Source organism: Pedobacter sp. B4419 (genome assembly GCF_059693725.1).
Window position 1 is genome coordinate 985,383 of record NZ_JCASSL010000002.1, and the last position, 22,030, is coordinate 1,007,412.

The 22,030-nt window shown below is 42.7% G+C and carries 18 protein-coding genes; 13 read left to right on the plus strand and 5 right to left on the minus strand.

Translation table 11 applies throughout. From position 1 onward, the window contains the following. The first annotated feature begins 5 nt into the window (after window positions 1-5). The 3 genes from AC570H_RS15800 to AC570H_RS15810 are packed head-to-tail and all read left to right on the plus strand — an operon-like array spanning window position 6 to window position 4,517. Window positions 6-770 carry an enoyl-CoA hydratase/isomerase family protein gene (locus AC570H_RS15800; RefSeq protein ID WP_497356527.1) on the plus strand — a complete coding sequence of 255 codons (765 nt, stop codon included), beginning with the start codon at window positions 6-8 and terminating at the stop codon, window positions 768-770. 47 nt (window positions 771-817) lie between these two features. Next, complete coding sequence (locus AC570H_RS15805) at window positions 818-1,693, plus strand: SDR family oxidoreductase (protein ID WP_497356529.1); 876 nt, start codon at window positions 818-820, stop codon at window positions 1,691-1,693. A 28-nt stretch (window positions 1,694-1,721) separates the two neighbouring features. Continuing rightward, the gene (locus tag AC570H_RS15810) at window positions 1,722-4,517 is read left to right on the plus strand and encodes a hypothetical protein (RefSeq protein WP_497356531.1); all 2,796 of its coding nucleotides are present in this window, start codon (window positions 1,722-1,724) and stop codon (window positions 4,515-4,517) included. A 4-nt stretch (window positions 4,518-4,521) separates the two neighbouring features. Here the strand turns inward: AC570H_RS15810 and AC570H_RS15815 are convergent, their stop codons facing one another. Both AC570H_RS15815 and AC570H_RS15820 read right to left on the minus strand, forming a co-directional pair. After that, entirely contained in the window at window positions 4,522-5,463 is a 942-nt protein-coding gene (locus tag AC570H_RS15815) for a Smr/MutS family protein (RefSeq protein ID WP_497356533.1), read from the minus strand. 148 nt (window positions 5,464-5,611) lie between these two features. After that, window positions 5,612-6,658 (minus strand): 3-oxoacyl-ACP synthase III family protein, encoded by a 1,047-nt coding sequence (locus tag AC570H_RS15820; protein ID WP_497356535.1) that lies wholly within the window; start codon window positions 6,656-6,658, stop codon window positions 5,612-5,614. 136 nt (window positions 6,659-6,794) lie between these two features. Here AC570H_RS15820 and AC570H_RS15825 point away from each other — a divergent pair, with 136 nt between their 5' ends. Continuing rightward, window positions 6,795-7,076, plus strand: a complete 282-nt coding sequence (locus AC570H_RS15825) for an ATP-dependent Clp protease adaptor ClpS (protein WP_372816074.1) — start codon at window positions 6,795-6,797, stop codon at window positions 7,074-7,076. 250 nt (window positions 7,077-7,326) lie between these two features. Here AC570H_RS15825 and AC570H_RS15830 read toward each other — a convergent pair whose 3' ends face one another. Then, complete coding sequence (locus AC570H_RS15830) at window positions 7,327-7,929, minus strand: thioredoxin family protein (protein WP_497356537.1); 603 nt, start codon at window positions 7,927-7,929, stop codon at window positions 7,327-7,329. Between the two features lie 100 nt (window positions 7,930-8,029). On the opposite strand from AC570H_RS15830, the gene AC570H_RS15835 reads away from it, so the two are divergent. The 5 genes from AC570H_RS15835 (at window position 8,030) to AC570H_RS15855 (ending at window position 15,404) form a co-directional block, all read left to right on the plus strand. Next, a complete protein-coding gene (locus tag AC570H_RS15835) occupies window positions 8,030-10,522 on the plus strand; it encodes a TonB-dependent receptor (RefSeq protein WP_497356539.1) in 2,493 nt (830 codons plus the stop codon). Between the two features lie 21 nt (window positions 10,523-10,543). Further along, window positions 10,544-12,958, plus strand: coding sequence for a TonB-dependent receptor (locus tag AC570H_RS15840; protein ID WP_497356541.1), 2,415 nt, complete (start codon window positions 10,544-10,546; stop codon window positions 12,956-12,958). Window positions 12,959-13,225: 267 nt separating this feature from the next. After that, complete coding sequence (locus AC570H_RS15845; protein WP_497356543.1) at window positions 13,226-13,780, plus strand: NUDIX domain-containing protein; 555 nt, start codon at window positions 13,226-13,228, stop codon at window positions 13,778-13,780. Window positions 13,781-13,782: 2 nt separating this feature from the next. After that, the gene (locus AC570H_RS15850; RefSeq protein ID WP_497356545.1) at window positions 13,783-14,526 is read left to right on the plus strand and encodes a lysophospholipid acyltransferase family protein; all 744 of its coding nucleotides are present in this window, start codon (window positions 13,783-13,785) and stop codon (window positions 14,524-14,526) included. Next, window positions 14,523-15,404, plus strand: a complete 882-nt coding sequence (locus tag AC570H_RS15855) for a TraB/GumN family protein (protein ID WP_497356547.1) — start codon at window positions 14,523-14,525, stop codon at window positions 15,402-15,404. Before AC570H_RS15850 ends, AC570H_RS15855 begins: the two co-directional genes overlap by 4 nt. Before the next feature lie 192 nt (window positions 15,405-15,596). On the opposite strand, the gene AC570H_RS15860 is transcribed toward AC570H_RS15855, so the two are convergent. Continuing rightward, window positions 15,597-16,346: a LytR/AlgR family response regulator transcription factor gene (locus AC570H_RS15860; RefSeq protein ID WP_497356549.1), complete on the minus strand. Its 750-nt coding sequence runs from the start codon at window positions 16,344-16,346 to the stop codon at window positions 15,597-15,599. Further along, on the minus strand, window positions 16,343-17,377 hold the full coding sequence (locus AC570H_RS15865) for a sensor histidine kinase (protein ID WP_497356551.1): 1,035 nt from the start codon (window positions 17,375-17,377) through the stop codon (window positions 16,343-16,345). Before AC570H_RS15865 ends, AC570H_RS15860 begins: the two co-directional genes overlap by 4 nt. Window positions 17,378-17,686: 309 nt before the next feature. Here AC570H_RS15865 and AC570H_RS15870 point away from each other — a divergent pair, with 309 nt between their 5' ends. The 4 genes from AC570H_RS15870 to AC570H_RS15885 all read left to right on the plus strand — a co-directional run bounded on the left by AC570H_RS15870 (window position 17,687) and on the right by AC570H_RS15885 (window position 21,997). Then, on the plus strand, window positions 17,687-17,863 hold the full coding sequence (locus AC570H_RS15870) for a hypothetical protein (RefSeq protein ID WP_497356553.1): 177 nt from the start codon (window positions 17,687-17,689) through the stop codon (window positions 17,861-17,863). Window position 17,864: 1 nt separating this feature from the next. Beyond that, window positions 17,865-18,773: an ABC transporter ATP-binding protein gene (locus AC570H_RS15875; RefSeq protein ID WP_497356555.1), complete on the plus strand. Its 909-nt coding sequence runs from the start codon at window positions 17,865-17,867 to the stop codon at window positions 18,771-18,773. Between the two features lie 4 nt (window positions 18,774-18,777). Beyond that, window positions 18,778-19,566, plus strand: coding sequence for an ABC transporter permease (locus tag AC570H_RS15880; RefSeq protein ID WP_497356557.1), 789 nt, complete (start codon window positions 18,778-18,780; stop codon window positions 19,564-19,566). Between the two features lie 196 nt (window positions 19,567-19,762). After that, entirely contained in the window at window positions 19,763-21,997 is a 2,235-nt protein-coding gene (locus AC570H_RS15885) for a S41 family peptidase (protein WP_497356559.1), read from the plus strand. Window positions 21,998-22,030 lie beyond the last annotated feature (33 nt).

Below are 22,030 nucleotides of genomic sequence, written 5' to 3' on the forward strand. Positions count from 1 at the left end.
CAGATATGAATACGATTGACACAAGCATAAAAGATGGTTTAGCCATTATTACCCTAAACAGAGGCAAATCTAACTCGATGAACCGCGAAATGGTAACCGAACTGAGCGACATGCTGCACAACATAGAAAACGACAGCAATATCGGCGGCGTACTCATTACGGGAAGAGAACATTTTTTCTCGGCAGGGCTAGATCTGATAGAGCTGTATAACTATAACGAAGAAGAAGCCAAGAGCTTTTGGCATTTGTTCCTCGATTTTGTAGCCAAGATTACCGCTTTTAAAAAACCTTTGGTAGCGGCAATTAATGGCCATAGTCCGGCAGGTGGCTGCGTAATTGCACTGGCCTGCGATGCACGCGTAATGGCCGAGGGCAAATACATTATCGGCCTCAACGAAGTGCCGGTAGGCATTATCGTACCCAACAGCATTTTTAACCTCTATGCTTTTTGGCTGGGCAAGGCTTCGGCAACTAGGAGCCTCTTAGAAGGAAAGTTGTTTAATCCGGACGAAGCCTTAAGCGTTGGCTTGGTAGATGAACTGGTTAAACCAGAAAGCATTTTAACCGCAGCCGAAAGAAAAGCAAGAAAATACATGGCTTTTGAGCGTAATACCTGGCAACAAAGCAAGGTTAACATCCGTAAGGAACTCATTGCAAGTACAAGTGCCGATCAGAGTGCCGATTTGGAAGCCATGCTGAAGCAATGGTGGGCACCAACTACTCGAGCCATCTTAAAAACCATTATAGACAGTCTGCAAAAGAAATCCTAATCAAAACGTTCCACTCAACATTCACTCATTCTATCATTCAATAAGGTATGTACAACGAACCCATGTTAAAAGACGACGCTCTCAAAGGAAAAACCATTGTAGTAACTGGCGGAGGTACAGGCCTTGGTCGCGCCATGGGCACTTACTTCTTAAAGCTAGGCGCCAACCTGGTGATCACCAGCAGGAAACTGGGTGTATTGCAAAAAACGGCAAGCGATATGGAGGCCGAAACAGGAGGCAAGGTATTGGCCGTGCAATGCGATGTGAGAGACTATGCACAGGTAGAAGAAGTATTGGCCCAAAGTCTTGAAAAATTTGGACGAGTGGATGGGCTATTGAACAATGCGGCCGGCAATTTTATTTCACCTACCGAACGTTTATCGGCAAATGCCTTTTCGAGCATTATTGATATCGTGCTTAAAGGTACGGTAAATTGTACCCTAGCCTTTGGCAAACATTGGATTGCCCAAAAACAGCCGGCTACCGTTTTGAATATTGTAACTACCTACGCATTTACCGGATCGGCTTATGTAGTACCATCTGCCTGCGCCAAAGGCGGCGTACTGGCCCTTACCCGTTCGCTAGCTGTTGAATGGGGCAAGTATGGAATTCGGACCAATGCCATCGCCCCCGGGCCATTTCCTACCAAGGGTGCCTGGGACAGGTTGTTGCCTGGCGATTTGGCCGAAAAATTCGACTTCAAAAACCGGGTTCCGCTTAAACGCGTTGGCGAAAATCAGGAGCTGGCCAATTTGGCTGCATTCCTCATCAGCGATTTCTCTGGTTATATTAATGGCGAAGTGATTTCGATAGATGGTGGCGAATGGTTACAGGGTGCCGGACAAATGAACGGACTGGAAGCCATCCCTACCGAAATGTGGGACATGCTCGAACAAATGACCCGCTCGGCCAAGGGAAGCTAATCAAATTAAACACTAATCCTATTGACAAATGAAAGCTCTTCAACTATTTTGCCTGCTCATCTTGCTACAATTCAACCTGAGCCGCGCACAGGCGCAAACTGCCGACCAGAACAATGCACTTACCAAGCGGTTAGCACAATATCAGCAGGTATTTCCCAAAGAGAAGCTCTACCTTTCATTTGACAAGCCCTATTATAGTGCCGGAGATACAATTTGGTTCAAAAGCGTACTTCTGAACGGCGATTACATGCGTAACGATCGTACCGACAAGATTTATGTAGAACTTTACAACGACAGCCTGGCTTTGATAGAAAAAAAAGCAATTGCGCTCAACAATGGCCTGGGCTACGGCGATTATGCCATCGACAAAAAAATGCCCGAAGGCACCTATGTTATCAGGGCCTACAGCAATTGGCAGCAGAATTTTGGTTCCGACTATTTTTTTCAGAAGAGCATTTACATCGGCAATACGGGCAACCAAATGTGGATGGTAGATTCATATCAGAAAATCAGCAACACGAGCACGGGCAAAACCCTCGATCTTAAACTCAAACTGAGCAACAAAAAAAAGGAAGCAATTGGCTACAAAGAGGTAGAAATCTACCTCATGAACGACAAAAAACGGGTTATGCGCGCCACTTTGCAAACCACGCAAGACGGTATTATCGAAACCAAAATTCCATTGGGCGACAACAAGATCACAGGCAAGTACAACTTCTATATCATTGATAAAAAAGACGGTCACAAAAAAGCCAGCTTGCCTGTTATGCTGCAAGAGCCTGACGAGTTAGACCTTCAGTTTATGCCCGAAGGCGGCTATATGGTAAATAACATTTATGGCAAAGTTGCTTTCAAGGCAGTGGGTAACGACGGTTTAGGCTTTAACCTGAAGGGTAAAATCGTAAACAGCAAAAACGAACAAATGGCCGAACTGAACACCCAGCATAAAGGCATGGGCAATTTTTATATGCTGCCCCAAAAGGGAGAAAGCTATTTCGCCTTGTTTAGCCTCAACGGCAAAGAGCAGCGACAGGCCTTACCCTTGGCCAAAGAGGAAGGCACTACGCTAAGAATAGATGCATTAAGCAAGCCCGATTCCTTGCTGGTTTACATTAAGGCCAGCGAAACCAAGCGCGTTGATGGTAAATACGAACTTTTGGCACAACAAAACGAAGAGACGCTATTGGCCATTAACATTAGCCTTAAAAACGGCTTTAGCAATCTTAAATTGGCCAAAAAGGATTTTCCAAACGGAATTGTCCACTTTACGTTGTTCTCGCCAGAACAAGCCCCTTTAAACGAACGTCAATTAGTAATTAACCATAGCGAGAAAATCAACCTCGAAATCAGCACTGCCCAAAATACCTATCGTACCCGCGATAGCATTGCGCTCGAGCTTAAGGCAGTTGCTACAGACGGGTCGCCTGTTCGTGGCAGCTTTGCCCTTGCAGTTACCGACCAAGGTATGGTAAAACAGAGTGAAAACGAAGGCAATATGGCTAGCTATTTTCTATTGCAAAGCAATATAAAGGGCAATATCGAAGAACCTGGCTGGTATTTCAATAACAATGAGCCTAGTACCTTAGAGGCCTTAGACAACCTATTGCTTACACAGGCATGGGTAGGCTATAAATGGCCTGAAATATTAGATCCTCAAGCCTTGCCAAAGTTCAAGGCCGAAAAAGGCAACCTGATCGAAGGCAAGTTAACAGGCCTGTTCAACAAACCTGCCGCCAACGTAAAGCTCAACTTGCTTTCTTTGGGCAAGAACCTCTTCTTTACCGATACGGTTAGCAACAGCGAAGGCCGATTTGTGTTTAAGGATATTCCCCTCATAGATACACCGGCCTTTACCATCAAGATCAAAAATGCAAAAGGCAAAACTTCTAGTGCAACTATAGCTGTAGATGAGTTTAAGCCTGCCCCAGCCATTACCGAAGCTGCAATGGTTAAGCCATGGTACGTAAATACCGATAGCACCTTGCTGAATTATTACAAAACTGCCGAAAAGCAAATAGCACAACAAGAAAAAGCCCAAATGATGGCCAAAGGCACGCTATTGAAAGAAGTAGAAATCAAAGGCAATAAAAAGCTAAAGGATTTTATAGAAACACAGGCATGGGATGCCAAATTTATTAAAACAATCAGTGAGGAAGACCTAAAGAAAAAACCGCAAAAAACCCTAATCGACCTGTTGAAAGAGACTCTTCCTGGCTTTCGTGTAGGATACGATTGGACAGCGACCTGCAGTGGCAGGCTTGCGCACCACAATTTCCCCAATTATGTGATCGGCAACATGTTGGTTTCGCATGTGGTGGTAGATAAGATCAATACCAGTGTTGTAGCTAATGGTCAACCCGACACCTTCAATGAGACTGGTATAAGTTCGGCAAATGGTGGCGATGGCATATTTGAACAAAACACCCTGGTATTCAATGCCCTCAGCGCTGCTGACATTAAGGAAGTAAACGTATACAGAGGCTGTGTAAACTACTATTTGGAAATCACCACCAGAAGTGGACGTGGCCCTTGGATTGACATCAGCCGAGGCCTGTATATATACAGGCCATTGCCTTTGTCTGTACCAAAAGAGTTTTACAGTCCAAAATATACGGCTAACAGCTCGGCTATGCCCGATCTTCGATCAACCATTTACTGGAATGCCAATGTAGTGACCGACGAAAACGGAAAGGCTACGGTATCGTTTTACGCCACCGATCTGCCTACTTCTTATTCGGTAAAAATAGAAGGAACTGATCTGATGGGCCGTTTTGGCTACCAGCGAGGTGAGATTAAAATCGTCAATAAAACCGAATCGAAATAACTGATTAGACCTTAAATACTACTTCGGTAGCGCCATAGCCAAACTTCTCTTTACGGGCATCCATAAAGGTACGCACCTGCGGATGCTTGCTGATGGCTTGATGGATATGATGCCTCAAAGTGCCATTGCCTACGCCATGAATAAAAACGATAGAGGGCAACTGATGCACAATTGCTGCATCTAGCAACTGACGAAAATGGGCCAATTGGATATCGATAATTTCTGATTGCGACAGGAACTGATGGTCGTCTCTCAGTTTTTCAATATGTAAATCAACCTCTTTTGCCGGTACTGGAACTACTGGTTTTGGCGTCTCGCCCCTAAAAAAGCTTTCTTTTAGTTTCTGGGGATCAATTAACGAAGCCTGCTCATCCAACTGTACCAACCAGCCATATTTATTGATCTCTGCTATCTGTTGTTTGGCCGAGTTAAAATCTTTGCTCCTGAATTTCTTAGTGACGTGCAGCGGATCTTTTGGCTTGATATTGCCCGATGTAAAATAAAGCGCCTGAAAAATATACTGGGGCCAATTGTCGAGGTCGCCCAAATTGGCACTAAATAATTGCATTTGTGCTTTTGCAGGTATTGTTCCAGAAAATTCACCTCTATAAATTCCCTTGGCATCAGTTTTTAGGCTGAGCAGCAATTGATATGAACTGCGGTTAACCAAAGTAAAATGCGCTACCGAACTGGCTTTCGAATCTTCGGCCACCGCCAAGAAAACGCCATGTTCTTTAAAGTCTTCGTCAACCTGTAACGTTTGCTGTGGCGCTTCGGCAGAGGTTGCCCCATGACCATGCACATGCGTTAAGTTGCTCGCCGCCACCGGAATTTCAAATCCATCGGTATCGGTTACCCCAAATGTTTGTGCATCGATCACACGTGTAATATAACCTTCACGTTTTTCGTCTACAAAACGCACAAAATCTCCTAATTTAAAGCTCATTTCTTTTATTGGTTCAATAGTTCATTGGTCATTGGTTCATTTGGAGGATTAGCTGATTAGCCATTAGGGATTATTGCTTTATTGACTAACAACCTCTGACTTTCGGACTTCGGACTCCAGACTAACGACTCCAGACTCTCCTCAAGGACTACCACCTCAACAGTGCACTAGCCCAGGTAAAGCCCGAGCCAAAGGCTGCTAGACAAACCAAATCGCCTTCTTTTATTTTTCCCGCTTCCCAGGCTTCGCACAAGGCAATGGGCACCGAGGCTGCCGTGGTATTGCCATATTTTTGGATATTGTTAAATACCTGATCATCTCTTAAGCCCAACAGTTGTTGCACATACTGGCTAATGCGCAAATTGGCTTGATGAGGTACCAACAGATCGATATCTTTTGCTTCTAAATTATTTTTTGCCAAGGCCTCCCTAATTACTTCCGGGAACTTCACTACTGCCTTTTTAAATACGGCAGGGCCATCCATGTAAGGCAAGGCTGCGCCACCTTCCAATTGTTCGGTAGTCATAAACAAACCGCCCAACTCCTGATCTGGATAGCCTGGCTTTTCGGGCATCCATTTATTGGCATGCGCACCTGGATAGAACATGGCCAAAATCTCGGCATCGGCACCATCGCTATGCAAATGCGTGCTCAAAATACCCTGGCCTTCTTTTTGTGTAGGTTGCAATACCACAGCTCCGGCTCCATCGCCAAAAATGACAGATACATTGCGGCTACGGGTTTCGAAATCCATGGCAAAAGAATGCTTCTCGCTCCCTACCACCAAAATATTCTTGTACATACCAGTTTTGATGAACTGATCGGCTACCGAAAGCGCATACACAAAGCCCGAGCATTGGTTACGGATATCTAAGGCACCTATCTCTTTCATGCCCATCTCGCGCTGCAGCAATACCCCGCAACCCGGAAAATAGTAATCCGGACTTAAAGTGGCGAAGATGATAAAATCTACATCCTGAACGGTAATGCCAGCTCTTTCGATGGCTATCTTAGCGGCTTCGATGCCCATGGTGGTCGTAGTTTCCGTTAACCTATCGGCAAAGCGGCGTTCCTTTATACCCGTACGTTCCTGGATCCATTCATCGCTGGTTTCCATAAAACGAGACAAATCGGCATTGGTGTAAACATTTTTAGGCACATAATAGCCTATTCCTGCAATTTTTGACTGCTGCATAACGGTTGGTTTGACTAACAAATGTAGTTATTTTTTGACACCTAAGTTCCGATGCCAGTTTGCATATCATTACACAAACAATTTCATATCATACAACTTACATCTATATCTAGATACTATTTGTTATTTTTGTAGCATGTCGACAGAAACCAAGGAAGAAACATTTACACTAGAAGAAATTCTCACTTCGCTAAAGACCGTTCATCGCCTCATTTTATGGAACGACGACGTAAATACTTTTGAGCACGTGATCTGGTGCATGATGAAATACCTCGACTATACGGAAGCGCAAGGCGAAAAAATTGCCTGGGAAGTACATAACAAAGGAAAATGTGCCGTTTTGGAAGGTTCTTTCACCGAAATGGAGGTTTATCGCAAAATTCTGCAACAAGAAGGGTTAACCGTTACGGTTGACTAAGCAAGGCTACCACGCATAGCAAAATCGTCGTGCCAAACACCGATCCTATAGCTCTTGAAAGGCGTTATAGGAATCCACCACATAGGCACATAGTTTTAAGTACTCGCACTTTCCTCCCCCTACCCCCTCCAAAGGGGGACAGTATGTCGACTAGGATTTATGATGACTTGAAATCACCACTTTAGTCATTCAAAAAACTAAGCAGTGCTAAGCCTTCTTAGGTGGTAAAACAAGGGTGGCAAAACAAGGCTTACTTCAATTTTCCCAACAGCTTTGTCAGTTCTTCTTGCGTGCTTTGCGTTTTGTCTTTGGCGTACCAGCCATGCAATTGTTCGGCAATGAGGCCCATATCGCTACTGTCTTTTTTCCATTGCGCCAACAAAACCTGCAATACATGCGGTCTTGGTCCCCATTTAGGCAAAACCAATTCTTTTTGCTCATTGAGCACCAACAGTACAGGAATAGCCCTGCCATTGTTGGTTAGGTGTGCATCGATCAGTTCCAAGTGTTGATCGCGCAACACCAATTTAAGATCAAACTTTTCGGGAAATTGCTCCACCAGTTTATTGATTACCGGCACAATCTGCGCCGCATCGCCACACCAGCCTTCGCTAATCACTAAAAAATGATACTTGTCTTGCAGCTTTTCAGCCGCCTGCAAAAGCGCATCGCCCAAAACTGCCGTCTTCTCTACCCTGTTCATCCTCTGCACATTCATTTTGGTATAATGCAACATGGCATCTGAATGATCGGGACCAGTGGTTTTGCCTTCGGCCAAAAGCTGGTTGACCAATTCGCGATAGCTGGTATAACTTAAACCTTCGTTATCAAAAATATTACCGTAATTTATCATGTTTTAGCTGTAATAAAATAGTTACGCCTCGTTTTTTAAACCTTCTCACCCGACCTTTGTCTTCCAATTTAGGAAAAACTAAAAAAAGTATAAGATTTAGATGAAAAATAGTATCCGCAAAGTTCTATTATTGGCTTTAGCTATTTGTATTGTAACTGTAAAACTTTCTGCACAAACTACCAATACCGGAAAAATAACCGGAAAAATCGTTGATGCCCAAACCAACGAAACCATTCCTTTTGCTTCTGCGCTGTTAATCGATAAGAAAACCAAAATCACCATCAAACTGGTACAAACAGATATCGATGGGCTTTTCGCCATTACCAATATCCCGAAAGGCGTTTTCACCTTTAAGGCCAGCTATGTAGGCTACCAAACCATGGTTCGCGATTCTATTTCCATTTCAGATCAGGTAAAGGAAATCAACCTGGGCAGCATTAAAATGAAAACTGCCAAAGGCAACCTCTTAAACGAGGTAACGGTTACTGCACCAAAAACAACCATGCAATTGGGCATCGATAAAAAAGTGTTTTCTGTTGACCAAAGCTTGGTGAGCGAGGGTGGTTCTGCATCTGATCTTTTGCAAAACGTACCGTCGGTGCAAACAGATATCGATGGCAACGTAAGCCTGCGTGGTTCATCTGGCGTAAAGGTACTTATCGATGGCAAGCCTTCGTTAATTGCCGGGGGCGATGTGGCCCAGATCCTAAAATCCATTCCGGCCAGCTCTATCGAAAGTGTAGAACTGATCACCAATCCATCGGCTAAATACGATGCCGAGGGACAATCGGGCATTATCAATATTGTTCTCAAAAGAAATAAAAAACTAGGCTTTAATGGCTCTGTGGCTTTAACTGCTGGCAACCGCGACAACTATAATGCCAACACCAGCATGAGTTTCCAAAACAAGAGAATAAACCTTTACGGCAATTACAGCTATCGTTATGGCAATCGTTTAGGTGGCGGCTACAACAACATCTCCTATTTCGATGGAACCGTTCCAACTGGATATGCCAATCAGAACACCGATTCGAAAAACCTGGAAAAAGGCCACAACTTAAAGGCCGGACTAGATTATTACCTGGCCGAAAAAAGCGTGGTAAGTTTCTCTACCGGTTTAAACATCAGAAATAATGACCAGAACGAGTTTTTGTCTATTGACCAATTAGGCTCTGCCTTTAACCCCTTGGCTTTAAGCCACCGGTCTAACGATAACAACGGCAAAGGCAACAGCTACGACCTGAATCTTGATTTTTCGCAAAAATTTAAAAAGCCCCGCGAAGAGCTAACGGCAAACGTTAGTTTCTCTGAAGGCACCAATGATAATTTCCAGACCTACAATACCAATATCTACAACATAAACGGCAATCCGGTTAGCGGTGCGCCAGATATCCAACGCAACGATAGAGACGGATTGAACCGCAACTACAATGCACAGGTAGATTACACTTTGCCAGTTGGAAAGAACGGAAAAATCGAGGCCGGTTACCGCAGCCAGATCCGCATTGCCGAAAGCTCAACCTATGCCGATGTGTTAAATCCGGTTGATGGCAATTTTAACTTCAACTACGCATTGAGCAACGAATTTAACAGCAAGGATCAGGTACACGCCCTTTATTTAAACTACCAAAACCAAATCAACAACTTTGGCTACCAGTTGGGTTTAAGGGGCGAAGATGCGAGTTTAGATACTCGTTTGGGCGCTTACAATATTAACTCGGACCTGAATTATACACCGGGCAGGGTAGCCTATACCCGTTTGTACCCAAGTATTTTCTTAACGCAGAAATTTAAGGGCGAACAACAATTGCAGCTCAGCTACAGTCGTAGGGTAAACAGGCCGAGAGGTTGGGATACCAATCCATTTCTTGATGTATCGGATCCTTTAAACTATCGCCAAGGTAACGTAAACCTGAAACCAGAAGATGTACACGCCTTTGAGTTGAGCTACAGCAAGTTTTGGAAAAAATTCTCTTTGGTGTCGTCGGCCTATTTCCGTCAAACCAATGATGTGATCCAAAGAATCAGGACAGAGCCTAACGAAGAAGGCATTACCATCAGCACCCCTCAAAACTTGACCCGCAATTTGGCCAGTGGCGTAGAACTGATCGGAAAATTCGATTTGTTTAAAACCTGGAACTTTACCACCAACGTTAACCTTTACCAAAGCAAAATTGTGGGTGTACCTGCATTTGGCGTGGTAGAAAACTCTGGTTTTAGCTATAATGCCAATTTGACCAACAACTTTGTACTGCCTTACAGCATCACCTTGCAGGTTAAGGGCGATTACCGTTCTCGCGAAGTGATGGCCCAAGGAGTAAGAAAAGCAATGTACGGCGTAGATGCTGGTGCGAAATACGATTTCAAAAACAAGAAAGCCAGTTTGAGCCTAAACATCAGAGACGTATTCTCTACCAGAAAATGGCAGATGACCCAGACTGGTAACACTTCGTTAATTGATTTTAGCCGTTACATGCAAGGTACCATGGGCAATCTTACTTTCTCTTATCGTTTTGGCAAAACCGATTTCGGCTTTAAGAAAACCAAAAAGAACGATGATGAAGGCGGAAGGCCGAATGAAGAAACCTTTTAATTTTTTATATTAGCGCCTATCTTGAAAATACTGACCTCCCTTTTTTTTGCCCTTGCCCTGTTGATGGTTGCTTCCAGCGCCAACGCTGCTGAGAAAGGCATTATTAGGGGAAAGGTAGTTGAGGAGGTAGGCGCTTTACCCATTCCGTTTGCCGTAGTGGCGATTTTTGAAGGCGCAGCAGAACAGCCCTTGTCTACCATCCAAAGCGATGAAAATGGAGTATTTAAATTCACCAACCTCAAACCGACCACTTACAGGATAAAGGTAAGCTATGTGGGCTTTGCCAATCTTTTGGTGAACGAAATCATCATTACCGAAAAGGATTTTGACAAAAACCTCGGCAACCTAAAGCTCAGCAACGAGCAGAGCAACTTGAATGAAGTAGTGATTACCGCACCTAAGCCCTTGGTAGAATTTGGCGCCGATGTAATTACCTATAATGTAGGCTCTTCCCTAATGGCCGAAGGAAGTACCGCAACAGATATCCTTAAAAATGTGCCCATGGTACAGGTTGATATCGATGGAAATGCAACCATAGCCGGCAAAAGAAGCACGCGCGTTTTTATAGATGGCAAGCCTTCGGACTACATGACTTCTAACATTACCGATCTGCTAAACGTCCTCCCTTCTGATGCCATCGAGAAAATAGAAGTGATGACCAATCCGCCCTCCAAATATTCTGGCGATGGCGAAGGCATCCTGAACATTGTCATGAAAAAGGGCTTTAAAGTAGGCTTTAATGGCAATATTGGGATTACCGCTGGTTTACAAGGCAATACCAACACCAATGCCAATGCTTCTTACCGTGGCAAAAACTATAACCTGAACGGCAGTGCAGCCTACAGGCAAAATATTGGAAAGGGCAATAGCGAGAGCTACCGCACCAATTTCTTTCCCGATACTACTTTTTACTACAACCAGTTTAACAACAACCGCAACAAAAGCGATGGTGGCAATTTTAGGTTGGGTTTCGACTGGGATATCACGCCTAAACAAAGCCTGCGCCTCTCTACCAATTACAATATCAACAACAGCAATAGCCGGTCGGGCAACGATTTTTACTACCTGAACGAAGAGCAGATCGCTACTCGCTTGCGCAACCAGCAAAACCTGGGCGAAGGCGATAGCCATAACTTTGTTTTTAATGCCGACTACAACCTGCAAACCGATACCGTTGGGGGCAAGCTCAGCATGGGAATTACCGTAAACACCAACGCCAACAACGATTTGCGCTCCTACAACCGTACCTATGCATTTCCAACTAATTTAAATCCAAGTTTGCAGCAAAACGACAATGAGATCAGCAACCAAGGCCTAAATTTTAATGTCGATTACGATAAACCTGTCTTTAACAAAAGAGACCAGCTAGAGTTTGGAATGGCTTATAACTATCGTAAAAACGACAATGATCTTTTGGTCCAGAACTTCAATTACCAAACAGCAGCCTATGTAACCAATCAAGGCCTTACCAATAAGTTCTTTTACAACGAAAATATTCTTTCAGGCTATGCCTCTTATAACTTGAGGTTAAATGGCTGGGGTTTTAAAGGAGGAGTCAGGGCCGAGTATACCGATGTAAACTTCGATCTTTCTACAGGCACCAGCTACCATGTTAGTCCGTACCTGAGCCTGTTCCCTAATGTTTCGGTAAATCATTTTTTCAAAAAGCGCTATAATTTTGGAGCTACATACAGCGTACGGATCAACAGGCCACGAGAAAATACGCTGAACCCACAGGTAAACAATGCCGATACATTGAATATTTCTTATGGCAATCCCGATCTTTCTCCGGCCTATACCCACCAAATGGATTTCAGTTTTGGTGCATTCGGACAAAAATGGTCGTTCACGCCACGTATTTCTTATTCAACTAGCAGAGGCGTGATAGAAAGATACCGCATGGTGAAGCCAAACGGCGTATCGGAAAGCACTTTTGACAATGTGGGCACCAACCACTCCATTGCCCTCATGTTGATTGGCAATTTTAGGCCGACCAGCAAGATTTCTACCAATGGCAATTTTAGCGTAATCCAAAGCAGGTATAGCTCTAAGTTAAATTCTTCGCTCAACCGCGATGGCTTGAGCTTAAGGGCATCCTTGGGTTTCTCTATGCAGCTGCCTCTTAAAACCGCTTTCGAATCTTATGTAAACTACGCCAACAACATCAATGCGCAGGGCCGAAACAAAGGATCGATCAACAGCAGTTTTGGTGCACGAAAAACCTTTTTTAAAAACACATTAAGCGCACGCATCAGTACCAGCGACCCATTTGGACGCCGCAACAACAATTCGTTTAACCAGGGCACTAATTTCACGTCGCAGAGCTATTCTACCAACAACTCGAGCAATGTGAGCTTTAGTTTAAACTATCGCTTTACCAAGGTAAAAGTAAACAAGGTAACCATCCCACCTCCGCCTGTACCGGCTAAGCAGTAATCAGTTCATTGGTTCATTAGCTAATTAGTCATTGGTTTATTGCTAACTGAGAATTGTAAACTGCCAGCCGTAAACTCAAATTCCATTTTACATCTTACATAGGTTCATTAACAAATTGGAGGATTAGTTATTGGCTTATTGCTAACCGACAATTGTAAACTGTCAACAGCAACTTCAAACTCCATCTTACATCTTCCGTCTTCCATCTGCCCCTGATGAAAGACTGTGGATTTCCTGACTAACAGACTAAAATCGTATCTTGCAGCCATGAACACGGATAACCCTTGGAAAGTACTGGAAAGCCAAAAAATTTACGATAACAATTGGATTTCGCTCACCGAACATCAGGTTATTAATCCTACTGGCGGAAAAGGCATTTATGGCGAAGTCCATTTCAAAAACATCGCAATTGGTATTATTCCATTAGATTTCGAATACAATACCTGGCTGGTTGGACAATATCGTTTTCCGATCAAAGCCTACAGTTGGGAGATTCCGGAAGGCGGCGGTCCATTGGGAGTTCATCCAGAAGAGGGTGCCCGCCGTGAGCTGGCAGAAGAAACTGGACTAAGCGCAGGGCGATTGACCGAAGTGCAACGCATGCATCTTTCCAATTCAGTGAGCGATGAACTGGCCATCATCTACGTCGCACAAGACCTACAGATGGGTATGGCATCGCCAGAAGAAACCGAAGAGCTGGTGATTCGCAAACTGCCTTTTGAAGAAGCCTATCAAATGGTGTTAGACGGCAGCATTACCGACAGCATGAGCGTGGCAGGCATTTTAAGAACCAAATTATTGATACAAGAAGGTAAAATTTAATTATGAATAAGCTGTTCGGCTATATCCTTTCGCCAATATTCTACATTTCTTTTGGCTTGATGCTTTGCATTTTCCATCCCATCCAATGGGTCTGTTATAAGTTTTTTGGCTATAAGGCACACAAAAAATCGGTTGATTGCCTCAACTTTTTCCTCACCTATTGTAATTGGTTTTTGCTCAACTCGGTTACCTTTGTCAACCAGCAAAACCTGCCAACCGATAGGCCTATCATTTTTGTGGCCAACCACCAAAGCATGTACGATATTCCAGGTCTCATTTGGTTTTTGCGCAAGTATCATCCCAAATTCATTTCTAAGATAGAGCTTACCAAAGGCATACCCTCTATTTCTTACAACCTGAAATATGGCGGCGGTGCAAATATCGATCGCAAAGATGGCAAGCAATCTGTACTCGAAATAGGAAAACTGGGCAAGCGCATGAAAGAAAACAACTGGTCGGCCGTAATTTTTGCAGAAGGCACGCGCGCCAAAGACGGCAAGGTAAAAACCTTCCATGTTGGAGGTATTGCTACTTTGCTCAAAAGAGCCCCTAATGCATTGGTTGTGCCAGTGGCGATAGAAAATTCTTGGAAAATCGTACGCTACGGCATGTTTCCGTTAAGTCCGGGCCAAGCCATTAAATGGACGGTATTGGATCCAATCGAGCCAGAAGAAAAGCCAGCAGAAGACATTACCTTGGCTGCAGAAGTTGCCATTAAAACCAAACTTAATCAAATAGGTTCATGAAGATTTTAAAGTACATCCTCCTCTGCTTTTTATGCATTGGCTTAAGTGCAAGTGCACAAAACAAAAAAGCGAACAATACCTTATTGTGGGAAATTTCTGGCAAAGGCCTAGAAAAGCCATCTTATCTTTTTGGAACCTACCATTTTGCAGGAAAGAGCTTTATCGATACCATGAAGGTATTGAACCAAAAGCTGAACAGTGCCGATGCCATAGTGGGCGAGCTATTAATGGACAGTACTATGGCAACCAAATTGGTGCCTTACATGCTCATGAAAAACAACTTTTTAGACAAGTTGCTCACACCTGCAGAATACAAAACGGTAGCCGATTACCTTAAAAAAGTTTCTGGTGGCTACGACCTTAAAATGTTCAATTCGATGAAACCGGTTTCCATCCAGGTAATGCTGATGTCGTTTACATCGCCTGTTACCTTTAGTCCAACCAACCCGGCAATCGACCAGTATTTTCAAGACGATGCCAAGAAACGAGGAAAGAAAGTATTGGGACTGGAAACGGTAGAAGAACAGGCTAATGTTTTATTTGGAGCCACTTTAGAACGCCAAAAAGAGCTCTTACTCAAAAGTATCATCAATGAAGAAAAAACAAGAGCAGAAAGCCAAAAGATTTATGACAACTATATTGCGCAAGACCTAGATCAATTTGAAAAGCTGTTTAGCAAGCATGAGGATTATACCCAAGAAGAAATGGACAAGCTGCTCAAAAACAGAAACCAAAAATGGCTAGTCCAGCTTCCAACATTGATGCAAGGACAAAGCCTGTTTATTGCAGTTGGTGCCGGACATTTAATTGGCAAGGATGGCTTGATCAAAGGCCTGAAAGCTTTGGGCTATACGGTTACGCCGGTGGCGACTAATTAGTTTTCAGTTCACAGTTTCCAGTTAACAGTTGCCAGTTTTCAGCTTTCAGTTCCTAACTACAAAATACGCGAAGATTTCTGCAAAGAATATGTGCTTAGCAAACGTCATTGCGAGCCCGCGAAGCAATCTCTTTCGATAAGTTTAGAATTTGTAGCTACCAGACTATTGACTTAAGACTAAAGACTCACCAAGCTAAATATTCCTTCCGTCGATCAGTTTGAAAAACTCATCCCGATAGGTATCTCCAATTGGAATAATTTTAGAAGCGATGGAAATACGGCTCCGTTCGATACTTTCTATTTTATCCAAAGAGATGATATAAGATTTATGCACGCGGATAAACTCGCCCTTCGGCAAAGTCTCCTCCATCTTTTTCATGTTTTGTAGGGTAATTACACGCTCTGTTTTGGTAAAGATGGAAATGTAATCTTTTAGCCCTTCAATGTACAAAATATCATCCAACTGGATTTTTTGGATTTTATGTTCTGTTTTCACAAAGATAAAATCCTGTGCGGCGTGGTTATTATTGTTTGTTACAGGCGCGGCCACAGGTTCTGGCTTAGGTGCAGCTGCAGGTTCGGCACGCTGTAAGGTTTTATGTACTTTTTCTACTGCCTTGTAAAAACGGTCGAAAGCAATTGGCTTGAGCAAATAATCCGATACATTCAGGTCATAACTTTCCAATGCATATTGCGAATAGGCGGTGGTAAGGATGAAATTAGATTTTTCGCCAGCTATCTTCAAAAACTGGATACCCGTTAAATCTGGCATCTGGATATCCAAAAATACCAGGTCTATGCCTCCTGCCTGTACCAACTGTAAAGCTTCGATGGCATTTTCGGTACGCTTAACCAGTTCCAAAAAGGGAACTTTAGAAACGTAATCTTCAATAATATCAAGCGCTAATGGCTCGTCGTCAACAGCAATACATTTTAAAATCATAAGTCTAGCATCAGTTCGGTTGTGTAATGGGTAGCCGAATTTACAATATTTAATTTATACCTTTCAGGATAAAGTAGCTGCAGCCTTCGCTCCACATTGTTAAGGCCAACGCCTCCCATGGCATCTTTATTGGTTTTGCTCTTTTTGTTGCTCACGCTAAAGTGCAAAATTTTCTGGTTGGCAATGATATTGATTTTGATCGGATCTTCCGGATCATTGGCCACTCCATGCTTAAAGGCATTCTCTACAAAAGAGATTAAAATAAGGGGCACGATCTTCTGTCCGTCAATTTCACCATTGATTGTGATTTCTACCGCAGCACCATCTTTAAACCGCAGCTTCTGCAGTTCTACAAAACTCTGTACATATTCCACCTCCTTATTAAGGCTCACCCAGCTGTCGTTGCTTTCATAAATCATGTAGCGCATAATTTCCGAAAGCTTTAAAATGGCATCGGCGGTCTTATCTGATTTCTGGTAGGCCAGCGAATAGATATTATTTAGGGAGTTGAACAAAAAATGCGGGTTAAGCTGCGATTTGAGAAACTGCAGTTCCATATTTTTCTTTTCGCTTTCGAGGTTCATTTGGATGCGTTGGCTCGAAAACCAATCGGCCGCAAATTTGAGCAGCGAGCTCATGACCAAGAAAAATCCGCTGGTAAAAACGGCCTGAATAATAAAATGATCGTATGACTGGTATTCGTATTTCTTAATATTGCTATTAAAATACTTCAGGATTTCTTCGGAATACATCAAGGCGAGTCCAAACTTGATGATGATGGTTACCAGCAAAAGGCCTAAAACCGCCAGTACATACAACCAAGCTCTCTGCTTGCGCTTGGTAAAGCTCGGTATCAGTATCAGGTAATTGATAAAGTAGAGCGAGATATGGATAATGAGGAACGCAAGGTGATCGACCAGAAACTCATGAAGTGTAAGCTTATCTCTGCTTCCGTATAAATTAAGCGCAGTGAGTCCGATTACACACGACCAGAATATGGTATTAATGATAATTGCACTTTTACTTTTCATCAGAATATAATTGTTCTTTAATGGTTATGAAGCTATCATGAACATATTATTACAGTTTTTAGGCTGTATGCCCTTAATGGCTTTATGCGATTTTACGCTTTTAATGTATATCCAAAGTAGCCATTTCATTTATTTTGGGGCCTTACTTTCGACGAACTGGCATTTTTTTTCTACCAATAGGCTAAAATAACCAATTACCTGCAAAACTATCCTTTTTGGGCGTTTATCGAGAATAATTTGTGCTTGGTCTAAAACATTTTAGCAGCAGTTTTTTAATTATTCTATTTGTTTCAACAAAACAAAACGAACATGAAAAAGTTATCAAACGTATCGCCATTCTTACTTTTATTAGTACCAGTTTTCTTTATGATGGTATTGGCTTTTGCAACCAGCAACATGGGTGCTAACCAAAACGAAGAGCTTGCTACAAAAACTACAAGCACTACAGGTAACATCATCAAAGCTGCAACTGCAATCGTAAAATAAGATGAGCAACTTCGCTATAGAAACAGTTGGCCTCACCTATAACTTCGGCACACAAACCGTAGTTAAAGATTTGTCGCTGCAGGTTCCGAAAGGAAGCATTTATGGTTTCTTGGGTCCAAACGGCGCAGGAAAGACCACAACCATAAAAATTCTGCTGAACCTGCTTAAATCTCCGGCCGACCAGGTATTTATTTTTGGCAAGGAAATCAATACCAACCGCATAGCCAGCCTCAAACGCATGGGTGCATTGGTAGAGCAGCCTGCCATTTACGGCCACTTGAGCGGCAAGGAAAACCTCGTGAACCGTTGCTTGCTTTTGGGTATCAAAAAAAGCAAATGCGATGAGATGCTCAAATTGGTTGGACTAAGCGATGCCGCCCATAAAAAAGCCGGAAAATATTCGTTAGGGATGAAACAACGCTTGGGCATTGCCTTGGCCTTGGTTTCAGATCCTGAACTTTTGTTGCTAGATGAGCCTACCAATGGCTTAGATCCTAATGGGATTATCGAAATCAGGAACCTGATGATCGAATTGGTAACCAAACACCACAAAACCATTTTGGTATCGAGCCACTTATTGGCCGAAATAGAAAGAACAGCTACCCACGTGGGGATCATCAATAAAGGCGAACTCCTTTTTCAAGGCACCATTGGCGAACTGCAGAACCTGAGCAAGGTTTCTGTTAAGATAGAAACCAACGACCAAGAAAAAGCAGCCGCTGTTTTGAGCAATGCCGGTGCAGAAATTGTACAGCAAGACGAGCAAGGCATTAGCTTAACTTTTAAAGACAGGGAAAACATGGGCCAAATCAACACTTTGTTGGTACAAAACGGATTAACCGTTTACAGCTTGGCCAAAGAGCGAAAAGATCTCGAACATTTATTCTTAGACATCACCTCAAAAAACTAACCTTATGCGCTCATTTTTTGTATCCTTATCATCAGAATTTTATAAATCGAGAAAAACGCTTGCTTTTTGGAGTGCGGTTTTATTGCCGCTGCTCATCTGCGTATTGATCAGTTGGGGCTTTATCTCCAAAGCAGATACCTTGGCCAACAATCCTGCCCCAATACTTTGGTTCAGGTATATCTCGGCTATTATTGGCGTAATGGGCGTATTGCTTTTGCCGGTGTTGGTTATTTACAACACCTATGCCATTACCAACATGGAATACAAGGGCGATACTTGGAAAAGTTTATTTTCTTTGCCCTTACCCAAATTGTCTATTTATGCCAGTAAATACCTTTATATTGTTTTTCTAACTTTCTTAACCATGGCGCTGTTCAGTTTGCTCATTATTGCAACCGGACATGGCATTGAGCTGTTAAAGCCTCAATTGAAGTTTAGCGCTTTCAATCCAAGCGAATATATCTTTAAGTTTTTCACCAAACTGTTCCTTTCTTCAATTGGTATCATTTCTATCCAGTTTTTAATGAACCTGATGTGGAACGATTTCTTGAAGCCTTTCGGAATAGGCTTTGTACTGACCATTTTAGGGATCATCACTTCTCAGCTGAAATGGGATTATGTGAATTTCTTCCCTTATGCCTACCCTAACCTTACTGTTTCCAACATTATGAATTCGAAGGGAGGAATAGATAAGGTAGCCATTTTTGACCAGGCGATTTACAACAGTTTGATTTGCGGAGTAGCAGTATTTATTATAGGATATTTCATGGTGGCCAAAAAAACCATCAAATAAAATAGGCAGGTGCACGAACCTGCCACATCAAGATTTTAGTTTAGTTTAGTTTTTAGTTTAGAAAGAAGGCGATGGATGTTGCCTTCTTTCTTTTTTGGAATCTACTTAGCCAAGCAGTCCAAAATCTTGGTTAACAATATTTAACAACTTCTTTTAAAGAAAACGATTAGTTTCGTAACAACAAACCTAACTATAGATGCACAGACAATTCCTACTTTTGACAGTATTCCTTTTAACGTTGATTTACAGCTGTAATGCGCAGACTGAGTTTAATGGAAGTTTTGAGAAAATCGATCTAAAAACAAATAGGCCTGTTGGCTGGACTTTTGGGTTCGGCCAGGCAATGGAGAAGGCCTACCCTGCCAAATTAGACAGCGTTATTAAAAAGGAAGGAAAATATAGTGTTTTGCTCGAAAAAAAGGAAGCTGGCTCTGAATATGGCGTAATTGGCTATACGATTGCCAAAAAATTCAAGGGCAGTACAATTGACCTGGTCGGCTCCATGAAAACCGAAAACGTGGCCAATGGCTATGCAGGCTTATGGATGAGATTAGATGGCGAAGACGGGTCGATCATCAAAATAGACAACATGGAGAAGCAGGGTATAAAGGGAACCAACGACTGGAAGCAATACCATATCAGGCTGGCGTATGGCGACGAAGTGAAAAGCATTGCAATCGGTGGCTTATTGGTTGGAGATGGCAAGGTCTGGTTTGATGACCTCCAGGTATATATTGACGAAAAAAAGATTGAAACCTTATCGCCCAAAGCTCTTACACTTGCAGAAAAAGACAATGAATTTAACAAAGGTTCAGCCATCCAGCCATTTGTTCCAACCAAACAACAGGTCACAAATATTGCAGTTGCCGCCCAGTTTTGGGGCTTTTTAAAATACCACCATCCTGCTGTAGCCAAGGGCGATTACAATTGGGATGCCGAACTGTTCAGGTTTCTGCCCTCGGTGATTGCAGCCAATAACAATGCAGCGCTGAGCACTGCGTTAGAAAAGCAGCTAGACAAATTGCCTCAGGTTGAGGCTTGTACATCTTGCAGCAACAATAATAAGGCAAGCACTTCCAAACCAAATTATGGCGAGCTGTTAACCGGCAAAATATTGAGCCCATCGCTAACCAAGAAGATCGATTTTATCCTAAAAAATGCCAATATCAAGGAGAGCTATTACATTGCCATGAACGAAGGTGTTGGCCATCCAAAGTTCCAGAACGAAATGGCCTATGCGTCCATGAAATATCCCGATGCCGGCTACCGCATTTTAAGTTTATACAGGTACTGGAACATGATCAATTATTTTTTCCCTTATAAATACCAAATTGATGAAGATTGGAATAAAGTACTCTATGATTTTGTTCCCCAGTTTATCGCTGCAGAAAATGAACTGGCCTATAACTTGACCGCATTGAAATTAATTGCAAAAATAAGTGACACACACGCCAATCTGTGGAATAGTAATGGAGTTTTAGATAAATATAAAGGCATCAATACCGCTCCTTTTAAAGCTAAATTTATAGAAAACAAATTAATTGTTTCTGGCTTTTATGTGGATACTTTGAACGTTAAAAACAAGGTAAAGGTTGGAGATGAAATTTTGACCATCAACGGCAAAAAAGTGGCCGATCTGGTTAAGCAGTTCTTGCCTATTACCGCAGCTTCTAATTACGATACGCAACTGAGAGATTTGCCAAACACTTTCTTGCTGCGAACAAATAGTGCGTCTATGACCTTGGGATTCAAAAATGAAAAGGGCACTTTTAATTTCGATGTACCCATGATAGGTGTCCGTTTTTCTTATAAAAATATAGATTATACCAAAGCAACGGGCTTCCATTTGTTAAATGATAAAATTGGCTACGCTTATCCTGGGAAATATAAAAATGCCGATTTGCCGACCATCAAAAAGCTTTTCGAAAACACGAAGGGAATAGTTGTTGATATGCGCTGCTATCCGTCAGAATTTATGCCTTTTACTTTTGGCGAATATATCAAGCAAGACAAAACACCTTTTGTAAAGTTTACTACTGGAAGTGTTGCTCATCCGGGCACTTTTGTTATGGGCGAAAACCTGATGAACGGCGGAAATAAAGATGCCTACAAAGGCAAAATAATTGTAATTGTAAATGCAGAAAGCCAAAGCCAAGCCGAGTATACCACCATTGCCTTTCAAAGCTCGCCTAATGTTAAGGTAGTTGGCAGCCAAACTGCTGGAGCCGATGGTAATGTTTCTACCATTATTTTGCCTGGCGGAATTTCTTCATGGATTTCTGGAATAGGCGTTTTCTATCCAGATGGCAAACCTACACAAAGAGTGGGCGTTAAAATAGATTACCCGATTAAGCCAACGGTAAAAGGCATAAGCGAAGGTAGGGACGAGCTGTTGGAAAAAGCTGTTTCTCTTTTGGAAAAGGGCTGGTAAGCCAACGCTATAGTTGGCGAAGAACACCAAAAA

What these genes read in the sequence shown, in the direction of transcription:
- AC570H_RS15800 (WP_497356527.1), top strand. Translation starts at nt 6, where the DNA reads ATGAATACGATTGACACAAGCATAAAAGATGGTTTAGCCATTATTACC.
- AC570H_RS15805 (WP_497356529.1), top strand. Translation starts at nt 818, where the DNA reads ATGTACAACGAACCCATGTTAAAAGACGACGCTCTCAAAGGAAAAACC.
- AC570H_RS15810 (WP_497356531.1), top strand. Translation starts at nt 1,722, where the DNA reads ATGAAAGCTCTTCAACTATTTTGCCTGCTCATCTTGCTACAATTCAAC.
- AC570H_RS15815 (WP_497356533.1), bottom strand. Translation starts at nt 5,463, where the DNA reads ATGAGCTTTAAATTAGGAGATTTTGTGCGTTTTGTAGACGAAAAACGT.
- AC570H_RS15820 (WP_497356535.1), bottom strand. Translation starts at nt 6,658, where the DNA reads ATGCAGCAGTCAAAAATTGCAGGAATAGGCTATTATGTGCCTAAAAAT.
- AC570H_RS15825 (WP_372816074.1), top strand. Translation starts at nt 6,795, where the DNA reads ATGTCGACAGAAACCAAGGAAGAAACATTTACACTAGAAGAAATTCTC.
- AC570H_RS15830 (WP_497356537.1), bottom strand. Translation starts at nt 7,929, where the DNA reads ATGATAAATTACGGTAATATTTTTGATAACGAAGGTTTAAGTTATACC.
- AC570H_RS15835 (WP_497356539.1), top strand. Translation starts at nt 8,030, where the DNA reads ATGAAAAATAGTATCCGCAAAGTTCTATTATTGGCTTTAGCTATTTGT.
- AC570H_RS15845 (WP_497356543.1), top strand. Translation starts at nt 13,226, where the DNA reads ATGAACACGGATAACCCTTGGAAAGTACTGGAAAGCCAAAAAATTTAC.
- AC570H_RS15850 (WP_497356545.1), top strand. Translation starts at nt 13,783, where the DNA reads ATGAATAAGCTGTTCGGCTATATCCTTTCGCCAATATTCTACATTTCT.
- AC570H_RS15855 (WP_497356547.1), top strand. Translation starts at nt 14,523, where the DNA reads ATGAAGATTTTAAAGTACATCCTCCTCTGCTTTTTATGCATTGGCTTA.
- AC570H_RS15860 (WP_497356549.1), bottom strand. Translation starts at nt 16,346, where the DNA reads ATGATTTTAAAATGTATTGCTGTTGACGACGAGCCATTAGCGCTTGAT.
- AC570H_RS15865 (WP_497356551.1), bottom strand. Translation starts at nt 17,377, where the DNA reads ATGAAAAGTAAAAGTGCAATTATCATTAATACCATATTCTGGTCGTGT.
- AC570H_RS15870 (WP_497356553.1), top strand. Translation starts at nt 17,687, where the DNA reads ATGAAAAAGTTATCAAACGTATCGCCATTCTTACTTTTATTAGTACCA.
- AC570H_RS15875 (WP_497356555.1), top strand. Translation starts at nt 17,865, where the DNA reads ATGAGCAACTTCGCTATAGAAACAGTTGGCCTCACCTATAACTTCGGC.
- AC570H_RS15880 (WP_497356557.1), top strand. Translation starts at nt 18,778, where the DNA reads ATGCGCTCATTTTTTGTATCCTTATCATCAGAATTTTATAAATCGAGA.
- AC570H_RS15885 (WP_497356559.1), top strand. Translation starts at nt 19,763, where the DNA reads ATGCACAGACAATTCCTACTTTTGACAGTATTCCTTTTAACGTTGATT.